The sequence below is a fragment of the Amycolatopsis pithecellobii genome (assembly GCF_009707865.1).
In the GTDB taxonomy this organism is placed as follows: domain Bacteria; phylum Actinomycetota; class Actinomycetes; order Mycobacteriales; family Pseudonocardiaceae; genus Amycolatopsis_E; species Amycolatopsis_E pithecellobii.
In genome coordinates, this window is sequence record NZ_WMBA01000006.1 from 156,646 (window position 1) to 175,640 (window position 18,995).

23 protein-coding genes and 1 pseudogene are annotated in these 18,995 nt (G+C 68.7%); 9 read left to right on the plus strand and 15 right to left on the minus strand.

Translation table 11 applies throughout. The features are described 5' to 3' along the window. Positions 1-54 precede the first annotated feature (54 nt). From hisI to hisF, 3 genes are read right to left on the minus strand one after another with little or no spacing between them, the layout of a single operon-like run. A complete protein-coding gene (hisI, locus tag GKO32_RS06460) occupies positions 55-411 on the minus strand; it encodes a phosphoribosyl-AMP cyclohydrolase (protein WP_154755845.1) in 357 nt (118 codons plus the stop codon). Beyond that, entirely contained in the window at positions 408-785 is a 378-nt protein-coding gene (locus GKO32_RS06465) for a hypothetical protein (RefSeq protein ID WP_312867580.1), read from the minus strand. Before GKO32_RS06465 ends, hisI begins: the two co-directional genes overlap by 4 nt. After that, the gene (gene hisF / locus GKO32_RS06470; protein ID WP_154755846.1) at positions 782-1,540 is read right to left on the minus strand and encodes an imidazole glycerol phosphate synthase subunit HisF; all 759 of its coding nucleotides are present in this window, start codon (positions 1,538-1,540) and stop codon (positions 782-784) included. Before hisF ends, GKO32_RS06465 begins: the two co-directional genes overlap by 4 nt. Before the next feature lie 44 nt (positions 1,541-1,584). Here hisF and GKO32_RS06475 point away from each other — a divergent pair, with 44 nt between their 5' ends. Both GKO32_RS06475 and GKO32_RS06480 read left to right on the plus strand, forming a co-directional pair. After that, positions 1,585-2,406: a DMT family transporter gene (locus tag GKO32_RS06475; protein WP_154755847.1), complete on the plus strand. Its 822-nt coding sequence runs from the start codon at positions 1,585-1,587 to the stop codon at positions 2,404-2,406. A gap of 29 nt (positions 2,407-2,435) precedes the next feature. Beyond that, positions 2,436-2,801 (plus strand): PPOX class F420-dependent oxidoreductase, encoded by a 366-nt coding sequence (locus GKO32_RS06480; protein WP_154755848.1) that lies wholly within the window; start codon positions 2,436-2,438, stop codon positions 2,799-2,801. Here GKO32_RS06480 and priA read toward each other — a convergent pair. Continuing rightward, a complete protein-coding gene (gene priA / locus GKO32_RS06485; protein WP_312867581.1) occupies positions 2,798-3,529 on the minus strand; it encodes a bifunctional 1-(5-phosphoribosyl)-5-((5-phosphoribosylamino)methylideneamino)imidazole-4-carboxamide isomerase/phosphoribosylanthranilate isomerase PriA in 732 nt (243 codons plus the stop codon). The two genes, GKO32_RS06480 and priA, sit on opposite strands and share 4 nt — an antisense overlap. 7 nt (positions 3,530-3,536) lie before the next feature. Continuing rightward, on the minus strand, positions 3,537-4,157 hold the full coding sequence (gene hisH, locus GKO32_RS06490; RefSeq protein ID WP_312867591.1) for an imidazole glycerol phosphate synthase subunit HisH: 621 nt from the start codon (positions 4,155-4,157) through the stop codon (positions 3,537-3,539). Positions 4,158-4,257: 100 nt separating this feature from the next. Here hisH and GKO32_RS06495 point away from each other — a divergent pair, with 100 nt between their 5' ends. Together GKO32_RS06495 and soxR are read left to right on the plus strand one after the other, a co-directional pair. Then, the gene (locus GKO32_RS06495; RefSeq protein WP_154755850.1) at positions 4,258-4,554 is read left to right on the plus strand and encodes a hypothetical protein; all 297 of its coding nucleotides are present in this window, start codon (positions 4,258-4,260) and stop codon (positions 4,552-4,554) included. A 77-nt stretch (positions 4,555-4,631) separates the two neighbouring features. Beyond that, entirely contained in the window at positions 4,632-5,093 is a 462-nt protein-coding gene (gene soxR, locus GKO32_RS06500) for a redox-sensitive transcriptional activator SoxR (protein ID WP_312867582.1), read from the plus strand. Here soxR and GKO32_RS06505 read toward each other — a convergent pair. Further along, positions 5,090-5,680: a TetR/AcrR family transcriptional regulator gene (locus GKO32_RS06505; RefSeq protein WP_154755852.1), complete on the minus strand. Its 591-nt coding sequence runs from the start codon at positions 5,678-5,680 to the stop codon at positions 5,090-5,092. The genes soxR and GKO32_RS06505 overlap by 4 nt on opposite strands. Positions 5,681-5,924: 244 nt before the next feature. On the opposite strand from GKO32_RS06505, the gene GKO32_RS06510 reads away from it, so the two are divergent. Then, positions 5,925-8,159 carry an MMPL family transporter gene (locus tag GKO32_RS06510; RefSeq protein WP_154755853.1) on the plus strand — a complete coding sequence of 745 codons (2,235 nt, stop codon included), beginning with the start codon at positions 5,925-5,927 and terminating at the stop codon, positions 8,157-8,159. Here GKO32_RS06510 and GKO32_RS37920 read toward each other — a convergent pair. Genes GKO32_RS37920 through hisD form a run of 4 tightly spaced genes read right to left on the minus strand, consistent with a single transcriptional unit; the run spans position 8,156 to position 11,329 of the window. Then, positions 8,156-8,314 (minus strand): CG2302 family histidine operon protein, encoded by a 159-nt coding sequence (locus GKO32_RS37920; RefSeq protein ID WP_166459406.1) that lies wholly within the window; start codon positions 8,312-8,314, stop codon positions 8,156-8,158. The genes GKO32_RS06510 and GKO32_RS37920 overlap by 4 nt on opposite strands. Next, positions 8,311-8,910, minus strand: a complete 600-nt coding sequence (gene hisB, locus GKO32_RS06515) for an imidazoleglycerol-phosphate dehydratase HisB (RefSeq protein WP_312867583.1) — start codon at positions 8,908-8,910, stop codon at positions 8,311-8,313. Before hisB ends, GKO32_RS37920 begins: the two co-directional genes overlap by 4 nt. Further along, positions 8,907-10,010 (minus strand): histidinol-phosphate transaminase, encoded by a 1,104-nt coding sequence (locus GKO32_RS06520; RefSeq protein WP_312867584.1) that lies wholly within the window; start codon positions 10,008-10,010, stop codon positions 8,907-8,909. The genes hisB and GKO32_RS06520 overlap by 4 nt, the downstream gene beginning before the upstream one ends. After that, entirely contained in the window at positions 10,007-11,329 is a 1,323-nt protein-coding gene (hisD, locus tag GKO32_RS06525) for a histidinol dehydrogenase (protein WP_154755854.1), read from the minus strand. Before hisD ends, GKO32_RS06520 begins: the two co-directional genes overlap by 4 nt. A gap of 48 nt (positions 11,330-11,377) precedes the next feature. Between hisD and GKO32_RS06530 the strand changes: the two genes are divergently transcribed. After that, entirely contained in the window at positions 11,378-12,172 is a 795-nt protein-coding gene (locus tag GKO32_RS06530; RefSeq protein WP_312867585.1) for a carbon-nitrogen hydrolase family protein, read from the plus strand. Here GKO32_RS06530 and GKO32_RS06535 read toward each other — a convergent pair. Continuing rightward, the gene (locus GKO32_RS06535; RefSeq protein ID WP_154755856.1) at positions 12,117-13,046 is read right to left on the minus strand and encodes a DMT family transporter; all 930 of its coding nucleotides are present in this window, start codon (positions 13,044-13,046) and stop codon (positions 12,117-12,119) included. The genes GKO32_RS06530 and GKO32_RS06535 overlap by 56 nt on opposite strands. Before the next feature lie 178 nt (positions 13,047-13,224). Here GKO32_RS06535 and GKO32_RS06540 point away from each other — a divergent pair, with 178 nt between their 5' ends. Further along, positions 13,225-13,905, plus strand: coding sequence for a VC0807 family protein (locus GKO32_RS06540; RefSeq protein ID WP_154755857.1), 681 nt, complete (start codon positions 13,225-13,227; stop codon positions 13,903-13,905). On the opposite strand, the gene GKO32_RS06545 is transcribed toward GKO32_RS06540, so the two are convergent. Further along, on the minus strand, positions 13,902-14,537 hold the full coding sequence (locus tag GKO32_RS06545) for a LuxR C-terminal-related transcriptional regulator (protein ID WP_312867586.1): 636 nt from the start codon (positions 14,535-14,537) through the stop codon (positions 13,902-13,904). The genes GKO32_RS06540 and GKO32_RS06545 overlap by 4 nt on opposite strands. Before the next feature lie 139 nt (positions 14,538-14,676). On the opposite strand from GKO32_RS06545, the gene GKO32_RS06550 reads away from it, so the two are divergent. Beyond that, on the plus strand, positions 14,677-15,717 hold the full coding sequence (locus tag GKO32_RS06550) for a type VII secretion protein EccE (protein WP_154755859.1): 1,041 nt from the start codon (positions 14,677-14,679) through the stop codon (positions 15,715-15,717). Between the two features lie 89 nt (positions 15,718-15,806). Then, positions 15,807-16,505 (plus strand): S1 family peptidase, encoded by a 699-nt coding sequence (locus tag GKO32_RS06555; protein WP_154755860.1) that lies wholly within the window; start codon positions 15,807-15,809, stop codon positions 16,503-16,505. A gap of 10 nt (positions 16,506-16,515) precedes the next feature. Here GKO32_RS06555 and GKO32_RS06560 read toward each other — a convergent pair whose 3' ends face one another. From GKO32_RS06560 to GKO32_RS38315, 3 genes and pseudogenes are all read right to left on the minus strand, one after another. After that, a complete protein-coding gene (locus GKO32_RS06560; protein WP_312867587.1) occupies positions 16,516-17,082 on the minus strand; it encodes an LppA family lipoprotein in 567 nt (188 codons plus the stop codon). A gap of 38 nt (positions 17,083-17,120) precedes the next feature. After that, positions 17,121-18,797 (minus strand): alpha/beta hydrolase, encoded by a 1,677-nt coding sequence (locus GKO32_RS06565; RefSeq protein WP_154755861.1) that lies wholly within the window; start codon positions 18,795-18,797, stop codon positions 17,121-17,123. Next, a pseudogene (locus GKO32_RS38315) lies at positions 18,798-18,995 on the minus strand (hypothetical protein); the annotation flags it as partial. It abuts the gene before it with no gap.

Below are 18,995 nucleotides of genomic sequence, written 5' to 3' on the forward strand. Positions count from 1 at the left end.
CAGACAACGCGATTGGAAGTTCACCCGTAAGATCGATTTGGCGGGTTTCCGCGGTCAGCCGCGGTCGTCCGCGAGCACCAGTCTTTCCGCGGTGTCGAAACAACTCCGGGTGCCGGTGTGGCACGCGGGCCCGACCTGATCGACCCGCACGAGCACCGTGTCGGCGTCACAGTCGAGGCGCACCTCGCGCACGTGCTGGGTGTGCCCCGAGGTCTCCCCCTTGACCCACAACTCGTTGCGGCTACGGGAAAAGTACGTGCCACGGCGAGTGGTGAGGGTGGCTTCCAGCGCTTCGTCGTTCATCCACGCGACCATCAGCACGTCCGAGGTCTCGTGATCGACGACGACGGCGCAGATGAGCCCGTCGGCGTTGCGCTTGAGCCGCGCCGCGAGTTCCGGCTCGAGGCTCATGCCGCGTCTCCCAGCAGATAGCGCCGCATGGGGCCGGAGTTCAGCAGCACCCAGGTGTAGATATACCCGATCGCCAGCAGCGCCGAGAACAGCTTGAACCCCAGCACGGCACCGGCCAGCAACAGGAACGCATGCAGCAACCCGAGTAACGCCGCCACGACGAAGCCGAGGAAGCGGGCCGAGGGCATCCGCAACGCAAGCCCTCCGGCGACGAGCCCACCGAGGACGACGCTCGCGACCGGCAGCAACAGCGTGCGCGGCGAGGCGTCCGACGTGGTCACGATGACGATGCCGAGCACGAGGTACGCGAGGCCGAGCCCGACCAGCAATGCCATCGCCAGCTTCACCTCGATGGCGACCGACCTGAGTTTCACCGGATCTCGACTCCCCCGGCGCGCAAGGCGGCCTTCACGTCACCGATCTTCAACTGTCCAAAGTGGAACACGCTGGCCGCCAGCACGGCGTCCGCCCCGGCCTTGACCGCGGGCAGGAAATGTTCGACCGCACCCGCGCCGCCGCTGGCGATCACCGGCACCCGCACGACCTTGCGCGTCAGCTCGATGAGTTCCAGATCGAATCCGTTCTTCGTGCCGTCCGCGTCCATCGAATTGAGCAGGATTTCGCCGACGCCCAGCTCCTCACCGCGCGCCGCCCACTCGACCGCGTCGATGCCGGTGCCCTTGCGCCCGCCGTGGGTGGTCACCTCGAAACCTGACGGGGTCTCGGCCCGGCGCGCGTCGACCGACAGCACGATGCACTGCGCACCGAACCGCCGCGACGCCTCGTGCAGAAACTCCGGTCGGGCGATCGCGGCCGTGTTGATGCTCACCTTGTCCGCCCCCGCGCGCAGCAGCCGGTCGACGTCGTCGCAGGTGCGCACGCCGCCGCCGACGGTCAGCGGGATGAATACCTGCTCGGCCGTGCGGCGCACCACGTCATAGGTGGTCTCCCGGTTACCGGAAGACGCCGTGACGTCGAGGAAGGTCAGCTCGTCGGCACCCTCCGCGTCGTACACGCGGGCCAGCTCGACCGGGTCACCGGCGTCACGCAGATCGGCGAAGTTGACACCCTTCACGACCCGCCCTGCGTCAACATCGAGACACGGGATGACCCTTACGGCTACGGACATAATCCCCAGGATATCCGCGCACAGTTGCCGCCTAGGGTGGCGGGATGTGGTGGGGATGGCTGTGCGCGTTGGTCGCGGCCGTGGCGTACGGCGTGGCGACGGTGCTGCAGGCGGTCGCCGCCCGCGCGGTCAGCGGGAATGACAGCGGGGTCGACCCCCGGCTGCTGGTGCGGGTGTTCCGGCAGTGGCGCTATGTCCTGGGCACCAGCCTGGACGCGCTGGGTTTCCTGGCACAGCTCGTCGCGCTGCGGACACTGCCGCTGTTCGCCGTCCAGGCGGCGCTCGCGGCGAGCCTCGCGGTGACGGCGGTCGCGGCGATCGGCATCGGCACCCGGCTGCGTCCCCGCGAGTGGTCCGCAATCCTGCTCGTCTGCGCGGGGCTGGCATTGCTGGGCATCTCGGCGCAAGGCGAGGGCTCCGCTCCGGTCGGCTTGGCGTTCCACCTCGCACTACTGCTCGCGACAGCCGCGCTCGGCGTGGCCGGGACGGTGGCCGGACGCGCGAGCAAGCGGGTGCGCGGCCCGGCGCTGGGGCTGGCCGCGGGGCTGGAGTTCGCGCTGGTCGCACTGGCCGGGCGGATCGTCGCGACGAACAGCGTCGGCGCGTTCCTGACCGACCCCGCGGCCTATGCGATCGCCGGCGCCGGGTTGCTCGGGATGCTGTTCCTGGCCTCGGCGCTGCAACGTGGGAGCGTGACGACGGCCACGGCGCTCATGGTGGTCGGCGAAACCGTGCTGCCGTCGGTGATCGGTGTGCTGGCGCTCGGCGACACGACCCGGCCGGGGTTCGGGATGGTCGCAGTGGCGGGGTTCGTGCTCGCCGTCGTGTCGGCGCTGGCACTGGCCCGCTTCGGCGAGGTCAGCTGAGTCCGATGTGGACAGACTAGGCTGGCCCCATGACGTCTTCTCTTGGCAACGCGAAATACGTGGTGCTGACCACGTTCCGCAAGGACGGCACCCCGGTGCCGACGCCCGTCTGGGCCGCGACAGACGGGGACGAGCTGCTGGTGTTGTCGGAACGCAAGGCGGGCAAGGTCAAACGCATCCGCCGGGACGGCAAAGTGCTGGTGCAGGCCTGCGACGTCCGCGGCCGCAACGCCTACGGCCCCGAACTGACCGGCACCGCGCAGCTCGTGGAGGACGTCGCGCGCGTGCGGCAGGCACTTGTCCGCCAGTACGGGATTTTCGTCCGGGTCAGCATGTTCTTCAGCCGCCTTCGCCCCCCGCGTGACCGGACGATCGGGATCGCGGTGCGCTTCTAGCGGACCGCGGCCAGCGCCTCGGGCAACGTGAACGCCCCGGCATAGAGCGCCTTGCCGACGATGGCGCCTTCGACGCCGTCATCGGACAGCGTCGCCAGCGCACGCAGATCGTCCAAACTGGACACTCCGCCGGAGGCGATGACCGGCGCGTCGGTGCGCGCGGCGACCTCGCGCAGCAGCTCGAGGTTGGGCCCCTTGAGGGTGCCGTCCTTGCTGACGTCGGTCACCACGTAGCGGCCGGCGCCGTCGCGGTCGAGGCGTTCCAGCACCTCCCACAGGTCGCCTCCGTCACGGGTCCAGCCCCGTGCGGCGAGCCGGTACCCGGCGTCGGTGATCCGCACGTCGAGCCCGATCGCGACGCGATCCCCGTGGGAGGCAACGACCTTCGCGGTCCACTCTGGATCCTCGAGCGCGGCCGTACCCAGGTTCACCCGGCGGGCACCGATGGCCAGCGCCGCCTCGAGCGACTCATCGTCCCTGATCCCGCCGGACAGTTCGACCTGCACCTCCAGCCGCCGCACCACGTCGGCCAGCAGCTCACGGTTGGAGCCCTTACCGAACGCGGCATCGAGATCGACGAGGTGGATCCATTCCGCCCCGTCGCGTTGCCAGGCCAGCGCCGCGTCGAGCGGGTCGCCATAAGCGGTTTCGGTGCCTGCTTCGCCCTGAACGAGCCGGACCGCCTGGCCATCGGCCACATCAACGGCGGGAAGGAGGGTGAAAGTCACCCGGCAACTATAGGGTTCGCAACCAGTTCTCCAGCAAGTGGGCGCCCGCGTCACCGGACTTCTCCGGGTGGAACTGGGTGGCCCACAACGGACCGTTCTCCGCCGCGGCGACGAAGTCCTCGCCGTGGTGGGCCCAGGTGACCTTCGGCTGCTGGCCGGGAAGGCCGGAGTCGAGTTCCCAGGTGCGCGCCGCGTACGAGTGCACGAAATAGAACCGGGTGTCCGCGCCGAGTCCGGCGAACAACTGCGAATCCGCGGGCGCCCGCACGGTATTCCAGCCCATGTGCGGCACGATTTCGGCGTGCAACCGATCGACGGTGCCGGGCCACTCTCCGGTGCCTTGCGACTCCACGCCGTGCTCGACGCCGCGTTCGAAGAGAATCTGCATCCCGACGCAGATCCCGAGCACCGGGCGGCCCCCGGCGAGCCGGGTGCCGATGATTTTCTCCCCGCCTACCGAGAGAAGACCTTCGATACACGCGGCGAACGCGCCGACGCCGGGCACCACGAGGCCATCGGCCGCCAGCGCCGCCTTGGGGTCCGCGGTGACCTCGACCTCGGCGCCCACCCGCCGTACCGCGCGTTCCGCGGATCGAAGGTTGCCGGAACCGTAATCCAGAATCACCACGCGAGTCACCAGGTCAGCTTAGGCGACGACGCCGCACCGGTTTCGGTTTCCCCATGGCGGGAAATGGTTATCCGCGTCGCAGCAGGCAAAGGGAGTGACAATGTCGTCGCACCGAAGAATCATCATGTTGGCCGGCGAGCTGGCCGACGAACTGTCCAACTTCGACGCTGACGGGCTGGGCACCGTGGAACTGCGCGGTTTGATGCGCGGAATGACCGGCACCGCCTCGGCGCTCACCCGGATCCTCGACCAGCTTCGCGACTGCCCGGCACTCGTGCAGCCCGAACTGGACCGGCCCGCCAATCGCGCTGTGCGCAGCGAGCTGGAGCAGGCGGCCGCCGCGGCCGAGGATCTGCGGGTGACCGCCGAGTCGCTGTACCGGTTGCTCCCGATGTAGCCCCTCCGTAGGTCCACAGTGGACTCGACAGCGCGGCAACCTCGACTTAGGTCGAAGTCGCGGTTACGCTGGCGCTTGTGACCAAGCTTGCCGACCATCTCAGCATCGGGCAGGTCGCCGAACGCAGTGGGGTACCTCACACCGCGCTGCGGTTCTACGAGGACCGCGGCCTGATCCACTCCGAGCGTTCCACCGGCAACCAGCGCCGCTACCCGCGCACGGTACTGCGCCGGATCGCGTTCATTCGCGCCGCCCAGCGGGTGGGCCTGAGCCTGGAGGAGATCAGCGCCGCGCTGACCGCGCTCCCCAAGGACCACGCGCCGACGAAGACGGACTGGGCCCGGCTGTCGCGGCACTGGCAGGACGAGCTGGACGCAAGGATCGACGCCCTGCAACGCCTGCGTGACCGGCTCACCGGCTGCGTCGGCTGCGGTTGCCTGTCCCTGCGGATGTGCGGGCTGTACAACCAGGACGACCAGATGGCCCGCTTCGGCCCCGGCGCACGACTACTCAAGCCCGCACTGGAGGGCGGCGCCTAGCGGCCATGCGCGCGGGGGCGGCCGAGCAGCCGGCGGCCGACTTCGCGCAGATGGGTGCGCAGTGTCTCGTCGTCGACATCGGCGAACTGCGGGGCGCCGCCGGTGAGCGCGATACCCGTGATAGCGGCGTGCGCGGCGATGACCCGGTACGCGTCACCTTCGGCACCCGCGAACATCTCCATCAGCGCGCTGCTGAAATTCTCCCGCGTCGACCATGATGTCGTCAGCGCCCGTGTCACCCCGGGGTCGCGGCTGAACAGTGCGATCAAGGCCCGGTGCCGCACCACGATGTCCACGAAACCCGTCAGCAGGTGGTCGATCCGCGCGCTACGGCCACGCAGGCGGGACGCCTCCTCGATCACCACGTCCAGCTCACGCAGCCCGGGTTCGGCGACCGCGCCGGTGATCTCGTCCTTGGTCTTGAAGTGGTAGTAGACCGCCGCTTTCGTCACGCCCAGTGCGTCGGCGATCATCTGCAGCGACGTGCCCTCCACACCGTGCTCGGCGAACAACCGCAGCGCCGTCTTGAGCAGCCGGGTACGGGTGTCCTCCTGGCTGCTCGCGTCCGCAGCCGACCTCGCCGCCATGCCGTCCTCCCACTACCAATCCGACCGAAGTAGGCGGACACGGTCCGCAGCCGATCTGCTTGTCGACACCCGTTTCCGCTGTGGCTGCCGTCGGATTGGTAACAAACGGCACAGTAAAGCACGGTGAGACTACGCGCCGGTCACCGCGCGAAGCAACCACTGATCTACTAGCCGATCGGCTTGTAAATCTCCTAGCCGTTCGGCTAGCGTGTTGGTCACCCGTTCGGACGAAGGAGGCGCGCTCATGGCCACCGTGCTGTACCGGCTCGCCCGCTTCTCATTTCGCAGGCGCCGGCTCGTCACGGCGATCTGGGCCGCTCTGCTGATCGCGCTCGGGCTGGGCGCGTTGACGCTGTCCGGCCAGCTCACGAACGACGTGACTATCCCGGGCACCGAGGCACAGCAGGCCATCGACCACCTCAAGGAACGCTTCCCGCAGGCGTCGGTCGGCGGCGCGACCGCTCGCGTCGCCATCGAGGCGCCGGCCGGCCAGAAGCTCACCGATCCCGCCGGCAAAGCCGCGGTCGAACAGCTCGTGAGCACTCTCAAAACCGCGCCGAAAGCGCGCATGGTCACCGACCCGTTCCAGGCGGGCACCGTCTCGCCCGACGGCCGGGTCGCGCTCGCGCAGGTCGGTTACGGGGTCCCGGCATCGGAGCTGACCGCGGCGGACCGGGCGGCCGTCACCGCGCCCGCGGACAGCGCCCGCCAGGCCGGACTGACCGTCGAGTTCGGCGGCGACGCGATCCAGGGCGTGCCTGAAGTCGGCAGTACCGAGGGAATCGGCGTGGTCATCGCGGCGATCGTGCTGACCGTGACGTTCGGCTCGCTCCTCGCCGCTGGGCTCCCGTTGCTGACCGCGCTGATCGGCGTCGGTGTCGGCATGGCCGGGATCATGACGGTCTCCGGGCTCACCGACCTGAACTCGAACACCCCGATCCTCGCGCTGATGCTGGGACTCGCGGTCGGTATCGACTACGCGTTGTTCATCGTCTCGCGATACCGGCACGAGCTGAGCGAGGGTCACGAGCCCGAAGAAGCCGCGGCGCGCGGCGTCGGCACCGCCGGTTCCGCGGTGGTGTTCGCCGGGCTGACGGTGATGATCGCGCTCGTCGGGCTCACCGTCGTCGGCATCCCGTTCCTCGGCCAGATGGGCATCGCCGCCGCGGCGACCGTCGCCGTCGCCGTGCTCATCGCGCTCACCCTGCTGCCCGCCATCTTCGGCTTCGCCGGGCGCAAGGTTCTGCGCCGGCGAGCGAAGAAACAACCGGCCGTGCCATTCGTTACCAATCCGACGGCAGCCACGGCGGAAACGGGTGTCGACAAGCAGAGCGGCCTCGGACCGTTTCCGCCTACTTTCGGTCGGATCGGTAAGCAGGCGAACGGCGAGCGATGGGCCGGTTTCGTGGCACGGCACCGGATTCCGGTGCTGGTGGTCGCGGTCGCCGGTCTGCTCGTCGTCGCGATCCCCGCGCTGGGCATGCGGCTCGGGCTGCCCAACGACGCCACGGCCGCGCCCGACTCGACCCAGCGCAAGGCCTACGACCTGGTCACCGAAGGGTTCGGTCCCGGCGTGAACGGGCCGTTGATCGTGGTCATCTCCGACGCGACCGCCGATAACACCGCCGCGGCCGCCGACCGGATCTCCCGGCTCGACGACGTCGCCGCGGTGACGAAACCTCAGTTCAACGCGCAGCGCGACACCGCGATGTTCACGGTCATCCCGAACAGCGGCCCCAGCAGCGAGCAGACCGAAAAGCTGGTCGGCGACATCCGGGCACACTCCGACGGCACAACGCTCGCCGTGACCGGGCAGACCGCGCTGCAGATCGACGTTTCGGAAAAGCTTTCCGGCGCGATGCTGCCGTATCTCGCGCTCATCGTCGGGCTCGCGTTCCTGTTGCTGATGCTGGTTTTCCGTTCGCTCATCGTGCCGTTGAAAGCGACGCTCGGGTTCCTCGGGTCGGTCGCGGCGACGTTCGGCGCCGTCGTCGCGGTCTTCCAATGGGGCTGGCTCGACGACGTCCTCGGGGTGAAGTCCACCGCGCCGATCATGAGTATGCTGCCGATCCTGCTGATCGGCGTGCTGTTCGGGCTCGCGATGGACTACCAGGTGTTCCTGGTGACGCGGATGCGCGAGGAGCACGTGCACGGTCGCGAGGCACGGCAGGCGGTGGTCACCGGATTCCGGCACGGCGCACGGGTCGTGGTCGCCGCCGCGCTGATCATGGTCAGCGTGTTCGCCGGGTTCGTGCTCGCCGACACCACGCTCATCCAGTCGATCGGGTTCGCGCTGGCGTTCGGTGTCGCGGTCGACGCCTTCGTGGTGCGGATGACGATCGTGCCCGCGGTGATGTCGCTGCTCGGTGCGCGGGCCTGGTGGCTGCCGAGGTGGCTCGGCCGCGTACTGCCCAATGTGGACGTCGAGGGCGAAAAACTCAGCAAGCGGCTCGACGAGAAGGAACTGGAAAGCGTTTAGCTGACGAACCAGAGGATGCCGCCGCCGAGGGCGAGCAGCGCGGCGACGAGCAGGATACCGGCCAGCCCCTTCGCGGTTTTGTAGGTGCTGTACACACCACCAGCGAGGAAACCGGCGAGTGCCAGCAGCAGGATCCCGACGATCTCCTTACTCAAAGCACACCCTTGGTGGACGGGACCCCGGCCGAGCGGGGATCCGGCTCGGTCGCCGCGCGCAATGCACGAGCGACGGCTTTGTACTGCGCCTCGGCGATGTGGTGTGGGTCCCGGCCGTGCAGCACCCGCACATGCAGCGCGATCTGCGCGTGGAAAGCCAGCGACTCGAACACGTGCTGGGTCAGCACGAAGGGATAGTTCCCGCCGATGGTGAAGGTGCGGAACTCTTCCGGCTCTCCCAAGTGGACACAGTAAGGCCGCCCGGACACGTCAATCGCCGCGTGGGCAAGGGTTTCGTCCATCGGGATCCATGCGTCACCAAAACGGCGGATACCGCTCTTGCCGCCGAGCGCCTGCCGGATCGCCTGGCCCAGCACGATCGCGGTGTCCTCGACCGTGTGGTGCGCGTCGATGTGGACGTCACCGGTCGCGTCGACCTTGAGGTCCAGCGAACCGTGCACGCCGAACGCGGTGAGCATGTGATCGTAGAACGGCACGCCGGTGGAGACCTCCACCTCGCCGACGCCGTCGAGATCGACCGTCACCGAGATCGAGGATTCCTTGGTGGTTCTGGAAATCTTGCCCACGCGTGTCACCGGGGCACCTCCTTGCTCGCCGCGAGGAACGCGTCGTTCTCCTCCGGGGTGCCGATGGTGACCCGCAGGTGCCCCTCGACGCCGACGTCACGGATCAGCACTCCATTGTCCACATAAGACTGCCAGCTTGCCTTCGCGTCGCTGAACGGTCCGAAAAGGACAAAGTTGGCGTCGCTGGGCACGGGGGTGAAACCCAGGCCCTGCAAGGCTTCCACCACTCGGTCACGCTCAGCCGCGAGCTTGGCCACCGAAGCCAGCGTCGCATCGGCGTGCCGGAGCGCGGCCCGCGAGGCAGCCTGGGTCAGCACCGACAGGTGGTAGGGCAACCGCACGAGCTGCAGCGCGTCGACGACCGCGGGCGCCGCCGCGAGATAGCCGAGCCTGCCACCGGCGAACGCGAACGCCTTGCTCATCGTGCGCGACACGATCAGCTTGGCGGGGAACGAATCCAGCAACCGCACGGCACTGGGCTGTGCCGAGAACTCCGCGTACGCCTCGTCCACCACCACGATTCCCGGCGCGGCGCGCAGCAGCGGTTCCAGCTCCGCCAACGGGATCGAGCCGCCGGTCGGGTTGTTCGGGCTCGTCACGAACACGACATCCGGCTTGCGCTCGGCCACGATCTCCGTGGCGCGCGCACTGTCCAAAGTGAAGTCCGCGCGGCGCGGCGTCGGCGCCCATTCGGTGCGGGTACCCGCCGCGATGATGGGGTGCATCGAATACGACGGCTCGAAACCCAGCGCCGTGCGGCCGGGACCGCCGAACGCCTGCAGGATCTGCTGCAGCACCTCGTTGGATCCGTTGGCGGCCCACAGGTTCCGCTCGGACAACCGCACACCGGTCGATACCGACAGGTAGTCCGCGAGATCGCGGCGCAGCGCGATCGCTTCGCGATCCGGGTACCGGTGCAACCCTGCGGCGGCCTCCCGCACCGCGGCCGCCACGTCGTCCACGAGCTCAGGCGGCGGCGGGTACGGGTTTTCGTTGGTGTTGAGCCGGACCGGCACGTCCAGCTGCGGGGCGCCGTAGGGCGTACGACCCCGCAGATCCTCGCGCAACGGCAACTGCGCCAGCGTCACGTCTTCGGCTGGTGAGGTCACTCCGCTCCCCCGAACCGAGCCGTCACAGCCTCACCGTGGGCCGGCAGGTCTTCGGCATTGGCGAGCGCGACCACCTTGCCGGCGACCGCACGCAACGCGTCCTCGCTGTAGTCGATCACGTGGATGCCACGCAGAAAACTCTGCACCGACAGGCCCGACGAGTGGCGCGCGAACCCACCGGTGGGCAGCACGTGGTTCGAGCCGGCGCAGTAGTCACCGAGCGAGACCGGCGAATACGGGCCGACGAACACCGCGCCCGCGTTGCGCACCCGGGCGGCGACGGCACGCGCGTCCGCTGTCTGGATCTCCAGGTGCTCAGCGGCGTACGCGTCCACCACCCGCAGTCCATCGTCCACAGTAGACACCAACACGGTGCCGGACTGCCTGCCGGTCAACGCTCCCACGACGCGCTCGGTGTGCTTGGTCGCCTTCACGCGCGCGGCGAGCTCGGCGTCCACCGCGTCGGCCAGCTCGACCGAGGATGTGACGAGCACGCTCGCGGCCAGTGTGTCGTGCTCGGCCTGGCTGATCAGGTCCGCGGCGACGTGCCCGGGGTCGGCGGTGGAGTCGGCGAGGATCGCGATCTCCGTCGGGCCGGCTTCGGAATCGATGCCGATGATTCCGCGCAGCATGCGCTTGGCCGCGGTCAGGTAGATGTTGCCGGGACCGGTCACCATGTCCACCGGGACGAGCTCGGCGCCTTCGGTGTCCGTGCCACCGAAGGCCAGCAGCGCCACGGCCTGCGCGCCGCCGACCGCCCACACCTCGTCCACGCCCAGCAGCTCGGCCGCCGCCAAGGTGGTCGGATGCGGGCTGCCGCCGAACTCCGCCTGCGGCGGCGTGCACAACACGAGCGAGCCGACGCCCGCGGCCTGCGCCGGAACGACATTCATCACGACGCTCGAGGGGTAGACGGCCAGCCCACCGGGCGCGTACAGGCCGACACGTTCGACCGGCACCCAGCGCTCGGTCACGGTGCCACCCTCGGTGACCGTGGTGGTGACATCGGTGCGGCGCTGGTCGGCGTGCACCTTGCGGGCGCGCGCGATCGCTTCCTCCAGCGCGGCGCGCACGGCGGGGTCGAGCTCGGCCAACGCTCGCGAGCGAGCCTCAGCGGGCACGCGTACCGAGGAGGGGCGGACGCGGTCGAACTTCTCCGTGTACTCCAGCGCGGCCTCGACCCCGCGCTCACGCACCGCATCCACCACCGGCCGCACCTGATGAAGGGCCGCCTCCACGTCGATTTCGGCGCGCGGCAACGTGGCGCGCAGTTCAGCGGCGGATGGGACCTTTCCACGCAGGTCGGTGCGGTTCAGCATGGGACTAGGGTACGGCCGGGGAACCTGTCGGCGACCAGGGAGGTAGCGGTGCTGCGGATCGGCTTGAGTCAGATCACATCCAGCGAGGACCCCGCGGAGAACCTGGAGATGATCCGGCGCGAGGTCGCCGCCGCGGCCGCGCAGGACGTCCGGGTCGTCGTTTTCCCCGAAGCGACGATGGTCCGTTTCGGGGTTTCCCTCAAGCCACATGCCGAGCCGCTCGACGGGCCGTGGGCGAAGTCGGTCGCCGGCATCGCCGCCGAGCACGACGTGCTGGTCGTCGCGGGCATGTTCACCCCGTCCGACGGACGGGTGCGCAACACGCTGCTTGTCACCGGCCTCGGCCGCCATCTCGGCTACGACAAGATCCACCTCTATGACGCGTTCGGTTTCCGCGAGTCCGATACGGTCGCCCCCGGCACCGAACTCCTCACCACCAGCGTCGACGGCGTCACCCTCGGTTTTGCCACGTGTTACGACATCCGCTTCCCCGAACTGTTCCGCCGCCTCGCCGACGAGGGCGCGTCCGCGATCGTCGTGCCGACGTCCTGGGGTGCCGGCGAAGGTAAAGCGGACCAATGGGACGTGCTCGTGCGCGCCCGGGCACTCGACACCGGCTGCTGGGTGCTCGGCTGCGGACAGGCCGACCCGGCCGCGACCGGCACCAGCGTCAACCCGAAGGCGCCCACCGGCATCGGTTACTCGACCGTGGCCGACGGCTTCGGACAAGTGCGCGCCAGATTGGGCGCCGGGCCCGGCCTCGTCGTGGTCGGCATCGACCCTGAGGTCACTGAGAAGGCACGGGTTGCGACGGGTGCACTCGCGAACCGGCGCCTGGGGTAGCCGCCGGGGCCACCACATGGCTGGTGCGGTACGCGAGGATCGCGATCCCCGCGACGATCACCGTGGCCGCGAGGAGCTCGCCCGTGAGAACGCCCGCGCCCGTCGCCGCCGACTCGCCCATCCACCCGAGGCCGATGGCCACCCCGACCAGCGGATCGCTCGTGGTGATCACCGCGAGCGCCGGCGCCACCGCATATCCCTGCTGGAACGTGTTCTGTGACAGCAGGAAGCCGATCGGCCCCACGACACAGACCACGTACAGCGCCCAGTGCGTGAACGGCACGTCGATGCCCATCCGCAGCTGCCCCGCCACCACCTTCATCAACCCCGCGGTCACGCCGTAGAAGACGCCCGTCACGAGCGCGAGCCCGAGCACGCGACCGGTGCCCCGCAGCACCGTCGACAACCCGAGCCCCAGCAGCGCGACCAGCCCCAGCACGACGGCGAGCGGCCCCACATCGCCCACCAGCTCGTTCGACCCCCCGGTCGGTTGAGCCAGCGCGAGGAACGAGGAGAGTCCGGCGACGCACACGAGCGCGCCGAGCATGACGACCCGGTCGGCGTGGCGGTGACTGAGCCATGCGGAGAACATCGCCGCGAACGGCAAGGCGGTGACCAGCAGCGGCTGCACCAGCATGAGCGGCCCGAACCCGAGGGCCAGCACTTGCAACAGGAGGCCACCGATCGTGGCCGCGATGCTGATGAGCCACAGCGGCCGGCGCGCCAGGGCGACCAGCAGGCCCGGATCAAGCGTCCTGACCTGCGGAACCTCCTTCGTCGCCTTGGCCTGTGCCGCCGACGCCAGCCCCATCAACCCCGCCCCGATCACCGCGGCGGGAACCGCCACCGCCAGGCTGCTCCACTCCGCAGTCATCGGCTCACCTCCCCTTCACACAACATCCCAGCACCTGCGACGTCTTCCCGAATCGGGAAATTTCCCCGATACTTCGGGCGACCCGACCCTGATTTCACAGGGTCACGGGGTACCGTTGGCACTCCACCCGCTGCCCCAGCCCGTGCTCCCCCCGGCACGAAAAGAGACTGCGAGTTCAATGCCCCCGCACTTGACGGTTCACCTACCCGCCTTCGGCGCACTCCTGCGCCAAGGCGCCAAGCACCTGCTCGAATCCACGGTCGTCCCCCTCGGCCTGTTCTACCTGATGCTTACGTTCGTCAGCTTCGACGGCGGCATCATCGCCGCACTGTCGTGGTCAGTACTCGCGCTGGGCCGCCGCATCATGTTGCGCCAGCCGATCCCCGCCATCCTGCTGCTGACGACCGCGCTGCTGATCGCACGGACCGTGCTCGGCCTGGCGACCGGCAGTGTCTTCCTCTATTTCCTCCAGCCCACGCTGCAGAACTTCCTGATCGCGTTCGTCATGATCGCATCCGTGCCGTTCGGCCGCCCGCTGATCGCGAAGCTGGCCGACGACTTCTGTGCGTTTCCGGCCGCGTTCACCGAGCACCCCCGCATAGTTCAGATCTTCCGCCGACTCTCCCTGCTGTGGGCGGTGGTTTTTCTCACCAACGGGGTGACCACGCTGTGGATCCTGGCGCGCGAGAGCGTCGGTAACTTCCTGCTGGTGTCGACGGCGGGCTCGTGGAGCGTGGTCGCCGCCGCGATCGTTATCTCCCTGTTGTGGTTCCGGCGCGTCCTGCGTGGCGAAGGTATCCACCTCCGCTGGGGCGCCGCCGCCCCCACGCCGGCGCCGACACCCGTCGCAGTCGGCTAGGAGATCCCTTCCTCGATGGCGAGGCGGGTGAGCTCCGGCCGGCGTCGGCGGCCCGTCTTGTCCCGGATGCGTTCCAGATAGGACCGCACCGTGCGCACGCTGATCGACATCGCCTCGGCGATGTCAGTGTCCCGCTCACCGGCCGCGACCAGCGACAGCACCTGCCGCTCACGGTCGGACAGCAGCGCCTTCACCCCGCGAGTCGAGTTGAGCAGGAACGAGGCGAGCGCGGGCGAGACGTAAGTGTTGCCCGCGGCGATCTCGCGCACCGCGCGGAGGATGTCGGCGCCGTCGGCGTCCTTCGACAGGTAACCGCGGGCGCCGGCGGAGACCGCGCCGAGCACCTCGTCCTGGCCGGCGTGCGCCGACACCACGAGCACCTGGTAACCCATGGCGACGACCTTCTGCACGGCGGCCGCGTCGGTGACTCCGCGGAGCTTGAGGTCGAGCACCACCACCGAACCGGCGGGCTCGCGGGCAGCGGCGAACCTGGACACCGAATCGGCGACCGCGCCGAGTTCGATATCCGCGGCTTCGCTCAGCACCCGGGCGACTGCGGACCGGTACAGCGGATGGTCCTCCACCACGCTCACCCGGATCCGCGGTCGCGCTGTGCTGAATGGTTCACTCACGGCGCTGCTCCTTATGGTGTCGGAGATCCGGCAACCCGGTGATTCTCCCGCATTCACCTGCCCTGTGGCTATTTCTACCGGCAGGGAATCGTGACGAATTTGGCTACCCTGTACCAGGCATCAACGAGAGGCGTCGAAGATGACCTCGGCCGGTGCGCGGATCTCCGCCTACCCGTGGCCGCACGGCTGGTCCGTCGTGCTGCCCGTCCGTCCAGCGCAGATTATCGTCTGGGCACTCGCGCTCGTGATTCTCCTTGTCGACCGCGACCTCACCATCGTGCTCCTGATCGCGATCGTCGTCGGCACGACGTCGGTGCGGGTAGCCGGGCGGTACCTCGCGGACTGGGCGCTGGTCTGGGTCCGTTACCGGCTGCTGCGGCACGCCGACCGGCGGCTCGGCCACGATCCGCTGCTCGTGCTGGTCCCTGGTTTCCGGCTGCGTCAGCACCATGATCGCGGGGGCAATTCGTTCGGCATCGCCGGCATCGGTGACGGATGGACGGCGGTGCTGCGACTCACGGCGGCCGGTGAACCGGACTTGACCGCGTTGGCCGGCGTGCTGCGCGCAGCGTGCGACAACGCGGACATTCCGCTCGCGGGTGCGCAACTGCTGGTGCGCACCGAAGGCACCCAGCGCGTTTATCTCGTCGCGGTGCGCTACCGGCCGGCCGAAGCGCCGCTGGCGGCACTCGCGCGCGGCGCCGGTGAACTCGGTGAGCACCGCGCGATCATCCGCGCGGCACTCGGCGTCGCCGGCACGCTCGCCGAGGCGGGGATCACGGCGACCCCGCTCGAAGCGGCGGAACTGGCCGCCGAACTGCGGGAAACCCTGGGCGTGAAAGGGGATCTGCTCGCCCGCAGTCACCGGACCATCGGTGTGACGGACAGCTGGCGGTCATGGTCGGCGGCCGGGACCACGCAGGCCTGCTTCACCCCGAAGGCCAGCCTTGAAAGCGCTTTCTCGACATTTGCCGATGCGGCCTCGTTCACCGTCGCGTCGTACCAGCTCAGCCGCACCCACCTGGGCCACTTGCGTGAAGACGTGACGGTCCGCGCGGTGAAGTACCAGGGCATGCGACGCCCACCTCGCGCCGAGGATCTCGGCATTCCGGCGATCCCGTTGTACGGCCGCCAGGAAGCCGCCGTCCGGCAGACGCTGCCGCTCGCGATGGCGCGCTGACACATTTTCGCGACTTCCGTAGGTACCAGGACAACTCCTGACGTGAATAGTTTTCAGGGAGCTGTCCCCGACTCTCGGAGGTGCTCCCCATGCGAAAGTCCGGTGCCATCCTCGCTGCCGCGGCTCTGCTCGCCGGCGCGGGATCGTTGACCGCGGAGGCCGCGACGCCGCTGATCATCGGTGGTGACACGGTGAGTTCGGCGCCGTGGGGAGCCCAGGTCTACTGGGATGACGCGAGTTCGTTCGGCGGGTTCGAATGCTCGGGCACGATCATCGCGCCACAGTGGGTGCTCACCGCGCAGCACTGCCTCAACGACCCCGGCATACACGTGAAGGTCGGGAACGTGGCTCTGCAGCAGGGCACGGACGCCGATGTCGACCGCCAGCTCGCCTCGCCGGACGGTGACATCGCGCTGCTGCACCTGACCACCCCGGTCGACACGACGTACATGCAGCTCGCCGACAGCGACCCGGCAACCGGCGACACCAACCAGATCTACGGTTGGGGTCGCACGGAGGGCACCAGCCCGCCGTCGAGCACCTTGAAGACGGCGAACGTGCGAGTCACCGGCACCAGCTCGGACGCGTTCGGCGGCCCGGCGATCAGGAGTCGCGGCATCGACGGCTCGTCCTGGCACGGCGACTCAGGCGGCCCGGAACTGTCGAACGGCAAGCAGGTCGGCGTCTGCTCCACGGGCCTCAACGACGGCACGCAGATCAACGGCACACAGAACTACGCGAAGGTGTCGGCCAGCCGGTCGTGGATCAGGGACAACGCCGGGGTCTGACGCCGGCGCGTCAGGGGGTGCCCGTCGAGGACGGGTGCCCCCGCTTCTTGGCCTCGACCGTGAGGTGACAGCCGAGGCTGACGCGGAGACTGGTGTTCAGTGCAGTGCCAAAAGAAATTTCGCCGTCGTCGTTCACGTTGTGAAACATCGCGTCGTGGGAGCCGGGTGCATCGTGCAGGCGCTGCGGCCGGGGCGCGAATCCGTACCTCTGCGCGACCGATCCGATGACTTCGAGCGCCTTCTCGTAGTCGGCGTCGGGCAGATTGCCGGTCACGAAATGGCTGGGAAAGCTGTACGTGTCGCCATCGAAATCGATGCCGGGATAATCCCCACCGCACGACGATCCCGAACCGTCGTCGTCGCCTTGCCAAGGCGACAGAGACGGAATCGCTTGGGAGAGCGCCTGTAGGAGCTCGTTGTCCAACTGCTGGTAGTGCCGGGTCGCCTCGTCGATGTCCGGGCGTTGCATCAGCATCGCGAAGACGCTGTCCAAATCGGTGTTCATGTTCGCTCCCGAACCGAATTGCTGATCGGAACCGCCGCAGGCGGTGGTGCTGACCGCGATCAGCGCGGCCACGAACACTCGCGCGCCCCGGCGGGTGACTGTCCGGTTGGTCATCGTTGTCCCTCGGCGATCGCGGTGATCTTGTACTGCGCCATGTCCGGATGACCGGCGGCAACCGCGGCAAGGTTGTACAGGCTGGTCGATTTGTGGTCGAGGTACCCGCTGTGGCCTTCGGTGGCGTTCATCGGCCCGAGTTCGGTGATGCTCGCACCGGTCGACAGCTGATGGTATTCCGGACTGGAGTACGGGCTCGGTCCGAGCGTGCCGTGCAGGTTCGGCACCAGGTCGTCGCCCGAGTTGCGCTCCTGAAACAGGTGCCCCTCTGGTACGCCGAGGTGTTCTGCGCCTTGGCCGGGCGAGCCGAACAGCACGGCATCGTCGACCGGTGTGCCGTGGCCCAGGGCGAATCCGGTCGTGCTCGAACCGTAGCTGTGGCCGAGTGCGGTCAGGTGCAAGGGCGTGCCGGACGATTCGTGTCCCGCGCCGAGGCCGTTGTAGAACTTCGCCAGGTCCTCTCCGCCTGCCTTCGCCGCTTCGGGGCCGGCGACCGACTGGCTCGGATCGAGAACTCCGTCCCATTGCGGCGCCTGGTATCCGATCCAGGTCACCGCGGCGGTCTGCCCGCCACCGTGCCGTTTGTTGATGTCTTCGGCCATTGTCCTCAGGTCTTTCATGTTCTGGTCGTACTTGCTGAGGCTGCCGTCTACCGTGGTCGTGAACCCAGGTGTGAAGACCGCGACATTCTGCGCGGTATCCACATTCCCCACAGCGATCGCGGCTTCCGCGCGGGTATGGCTCATGTCGAGCAACAGCAACTGCCGGTCGCCGGGGCGCGTCATCGTCTGCTCGATGGCGTCGAGCGAACGAAGTTTCGCGTCGACCGCCTCCAGCTGAGCGAGTGCGGCCACCACGGTCTGACCCGAGGCGTCGGGGATGAACCTTGCCTTGTCAACCCACGCCTGTGCAGCGGCGCGTTGCTGCTCCAGCAGCGCCCGCTCGGCGGGCAGCCGCGCCAAGTTCGCTTGCGACCGCACCGCACCTGGTAACCCGTCGAAGTTGCCCAGCCAGTCCGGATGGTCGCGCAGCAGACCGTCCTGTTCGGTCTTCGACAGAGTCGCCCACCATGCGGCGTTCTGCGACGGCGCGCCATCCGGAGGTGGGGCGAGTGGGGTGAGGCCCGGGTCGGTGATGGCTGCCGCGGCCGTGACGGTGGTGTCGTTGCCGGTGCCGAATTCGCCGCGTCCGGCGCGTTGCAGGATTGCGGTGAGGTCGTTGTCGATGTCCTCGGCGGTACGCAGAGCCTGAGCGAGGTCGTCGACGACTTGCTGACGCGCGCGTGCCCGATCGTCCGGATGTAAATCCGGAGGCGCCTGCCCCCAGAAGGTGTCGAGCACCGCACCGGTGTCGGTGACCTGGTAGCCATATTTGCGAGCCAGTTCTTCGGCGTTGAGGATCGCCTGCTGCACCGGCGCGATCGCGTCCGACGCCTGCGCCAGCGCCTGACCCACCGCACTCGCCCCCGCGGCCAGCCTTCCTATCCCCGCGATGAATCCGCGGTGCGCGGAAATGGCGTTGTCCGCGGCCGGACCCGACCACCCCTCGACCGGTATGACCTTCGCGAAATCGTCCCCGGAATGGATCAGGACCTGTTCCCGTTGCCGAACCAGCGTCGCGATGTCATTGAGGACACCAGGATTCCACCGCGTCACGTCGCTGAGCACCACCATCTAGCGCGGCCCCCGCACGGCGCCCGGGATCGACACTCCGGCGTGATCATCCGCCGCGACATACACCTCAGCGGCCCGGTTCAACCCCCCAACGTGTGCCCCAGCCCCGTCACACCACGCGGCGAAAGCCTGAGTCCAGGAGCCCGCGAACGACCCGGCCGCCCCCGCCGCCTTGGCGCCCGGCAGTGCCCCCGCCAC

What these genes read in the sequence shown, in the direction of transcription:
- hisI (WP_154755845.1), bottom strand. Translation starts at nt 411, where the DNA reads ATGAGCCTCGAGCCGGAACTCGCGGCGCGGCTCAAGCGCAACGCCGAC.
- hisF (WP_154755846.1), bottom strand. Translation starts at nt 1,540, where the DNA reads ATGTCCGTAGCCGTAAGGGTCATCCCGTGTCTCGATGTTGACGCAGGG.
- GKO32_RS06475 (WP_154755847.1), top strand. Translation starts at nt 1,585, where the DNA reads ATGTGGTGGGGATGGCTGTGCGCGTTGGTCGCGGCCGTGGCGTACGGC.
- GKO32_RS06480 (WP_154755848.1), top strand. Translation starts at nt 2,436, where the DNA reads ATGACGTCTTCTCTTGGCAACGCGAAATACGTGGTGCTGACCACGTTC.
- GKO32_RS06495 (WP_154755850.1), top strand. Translation starts at nt 4,258, where the DNA reads ATGTCGTCGCACCGAAGAATCATCATGTTGGCCGGCGAGCTGGCCGAC.
- GKO32_RS06505 (WP_154755852.1), bottom strand. Translation starts at nt 5,680, where the DNA reads ATGGCGGCGAGGTCGGCTGCGGACGCGAGCAGCCAGGAGGACACCCGT.
- GKO32_RS06510 (WP_154755853.1), top strand. Translation starts at nt 5,925, where the DNA reads ATGGCCACCGTGCTGTACCGGCTCGCCCGCTTCTCATTTCGCAGGCGC.
- hisD (WP_154755854.1), bottom strand. Translation starts at nt 11,329, where the DNA reads ATGCTGAACCGCACCGACCTGCGTGGAAAGGTCCCATCCGCCGCTGAA.
- GKO32_RS06535 (WP_154755856.1), bottom strand. Translation starts at nt 13,046, where the DNA reads ATGACTGCGGAGTGGAGCAGCCTGGCGGTGGCGGTTCCCGCCGCGGTG.
- GKO32_RS06540 (WP_154755857.1), top strand. Translation starts at nt 13,225, where the DNA reads ATGCCCCCGCACTTGACGGTTCACCTACCCGCCTTCGGCGCACTCCTG.
- GKO32_RS06550 (WP_154755859.1), top strand. Translation starts at nt 14,677, where the DNA reads ATGACCTCGGCCGGTGCGCGGATCTCCGCCTACCCGTGGCCGCACGGC.
- GKO32_RS06555 (WP_154755860.1), top strand. Translation starts at nt 15,807, where the DNA reads ATGCGAAAGTCCGGTGCCATCCTCGCTGCCGCGGCTCTGCTCGCCGGC.
- GKO32_RS06565 (WP_154755861.1), bottom strand. Translation starts at nt 18,797, where the DNA reads ATGGTGGTGCTCAGCGACGTGACGCGGTGGAATCCTGGTGTCCTCAAT.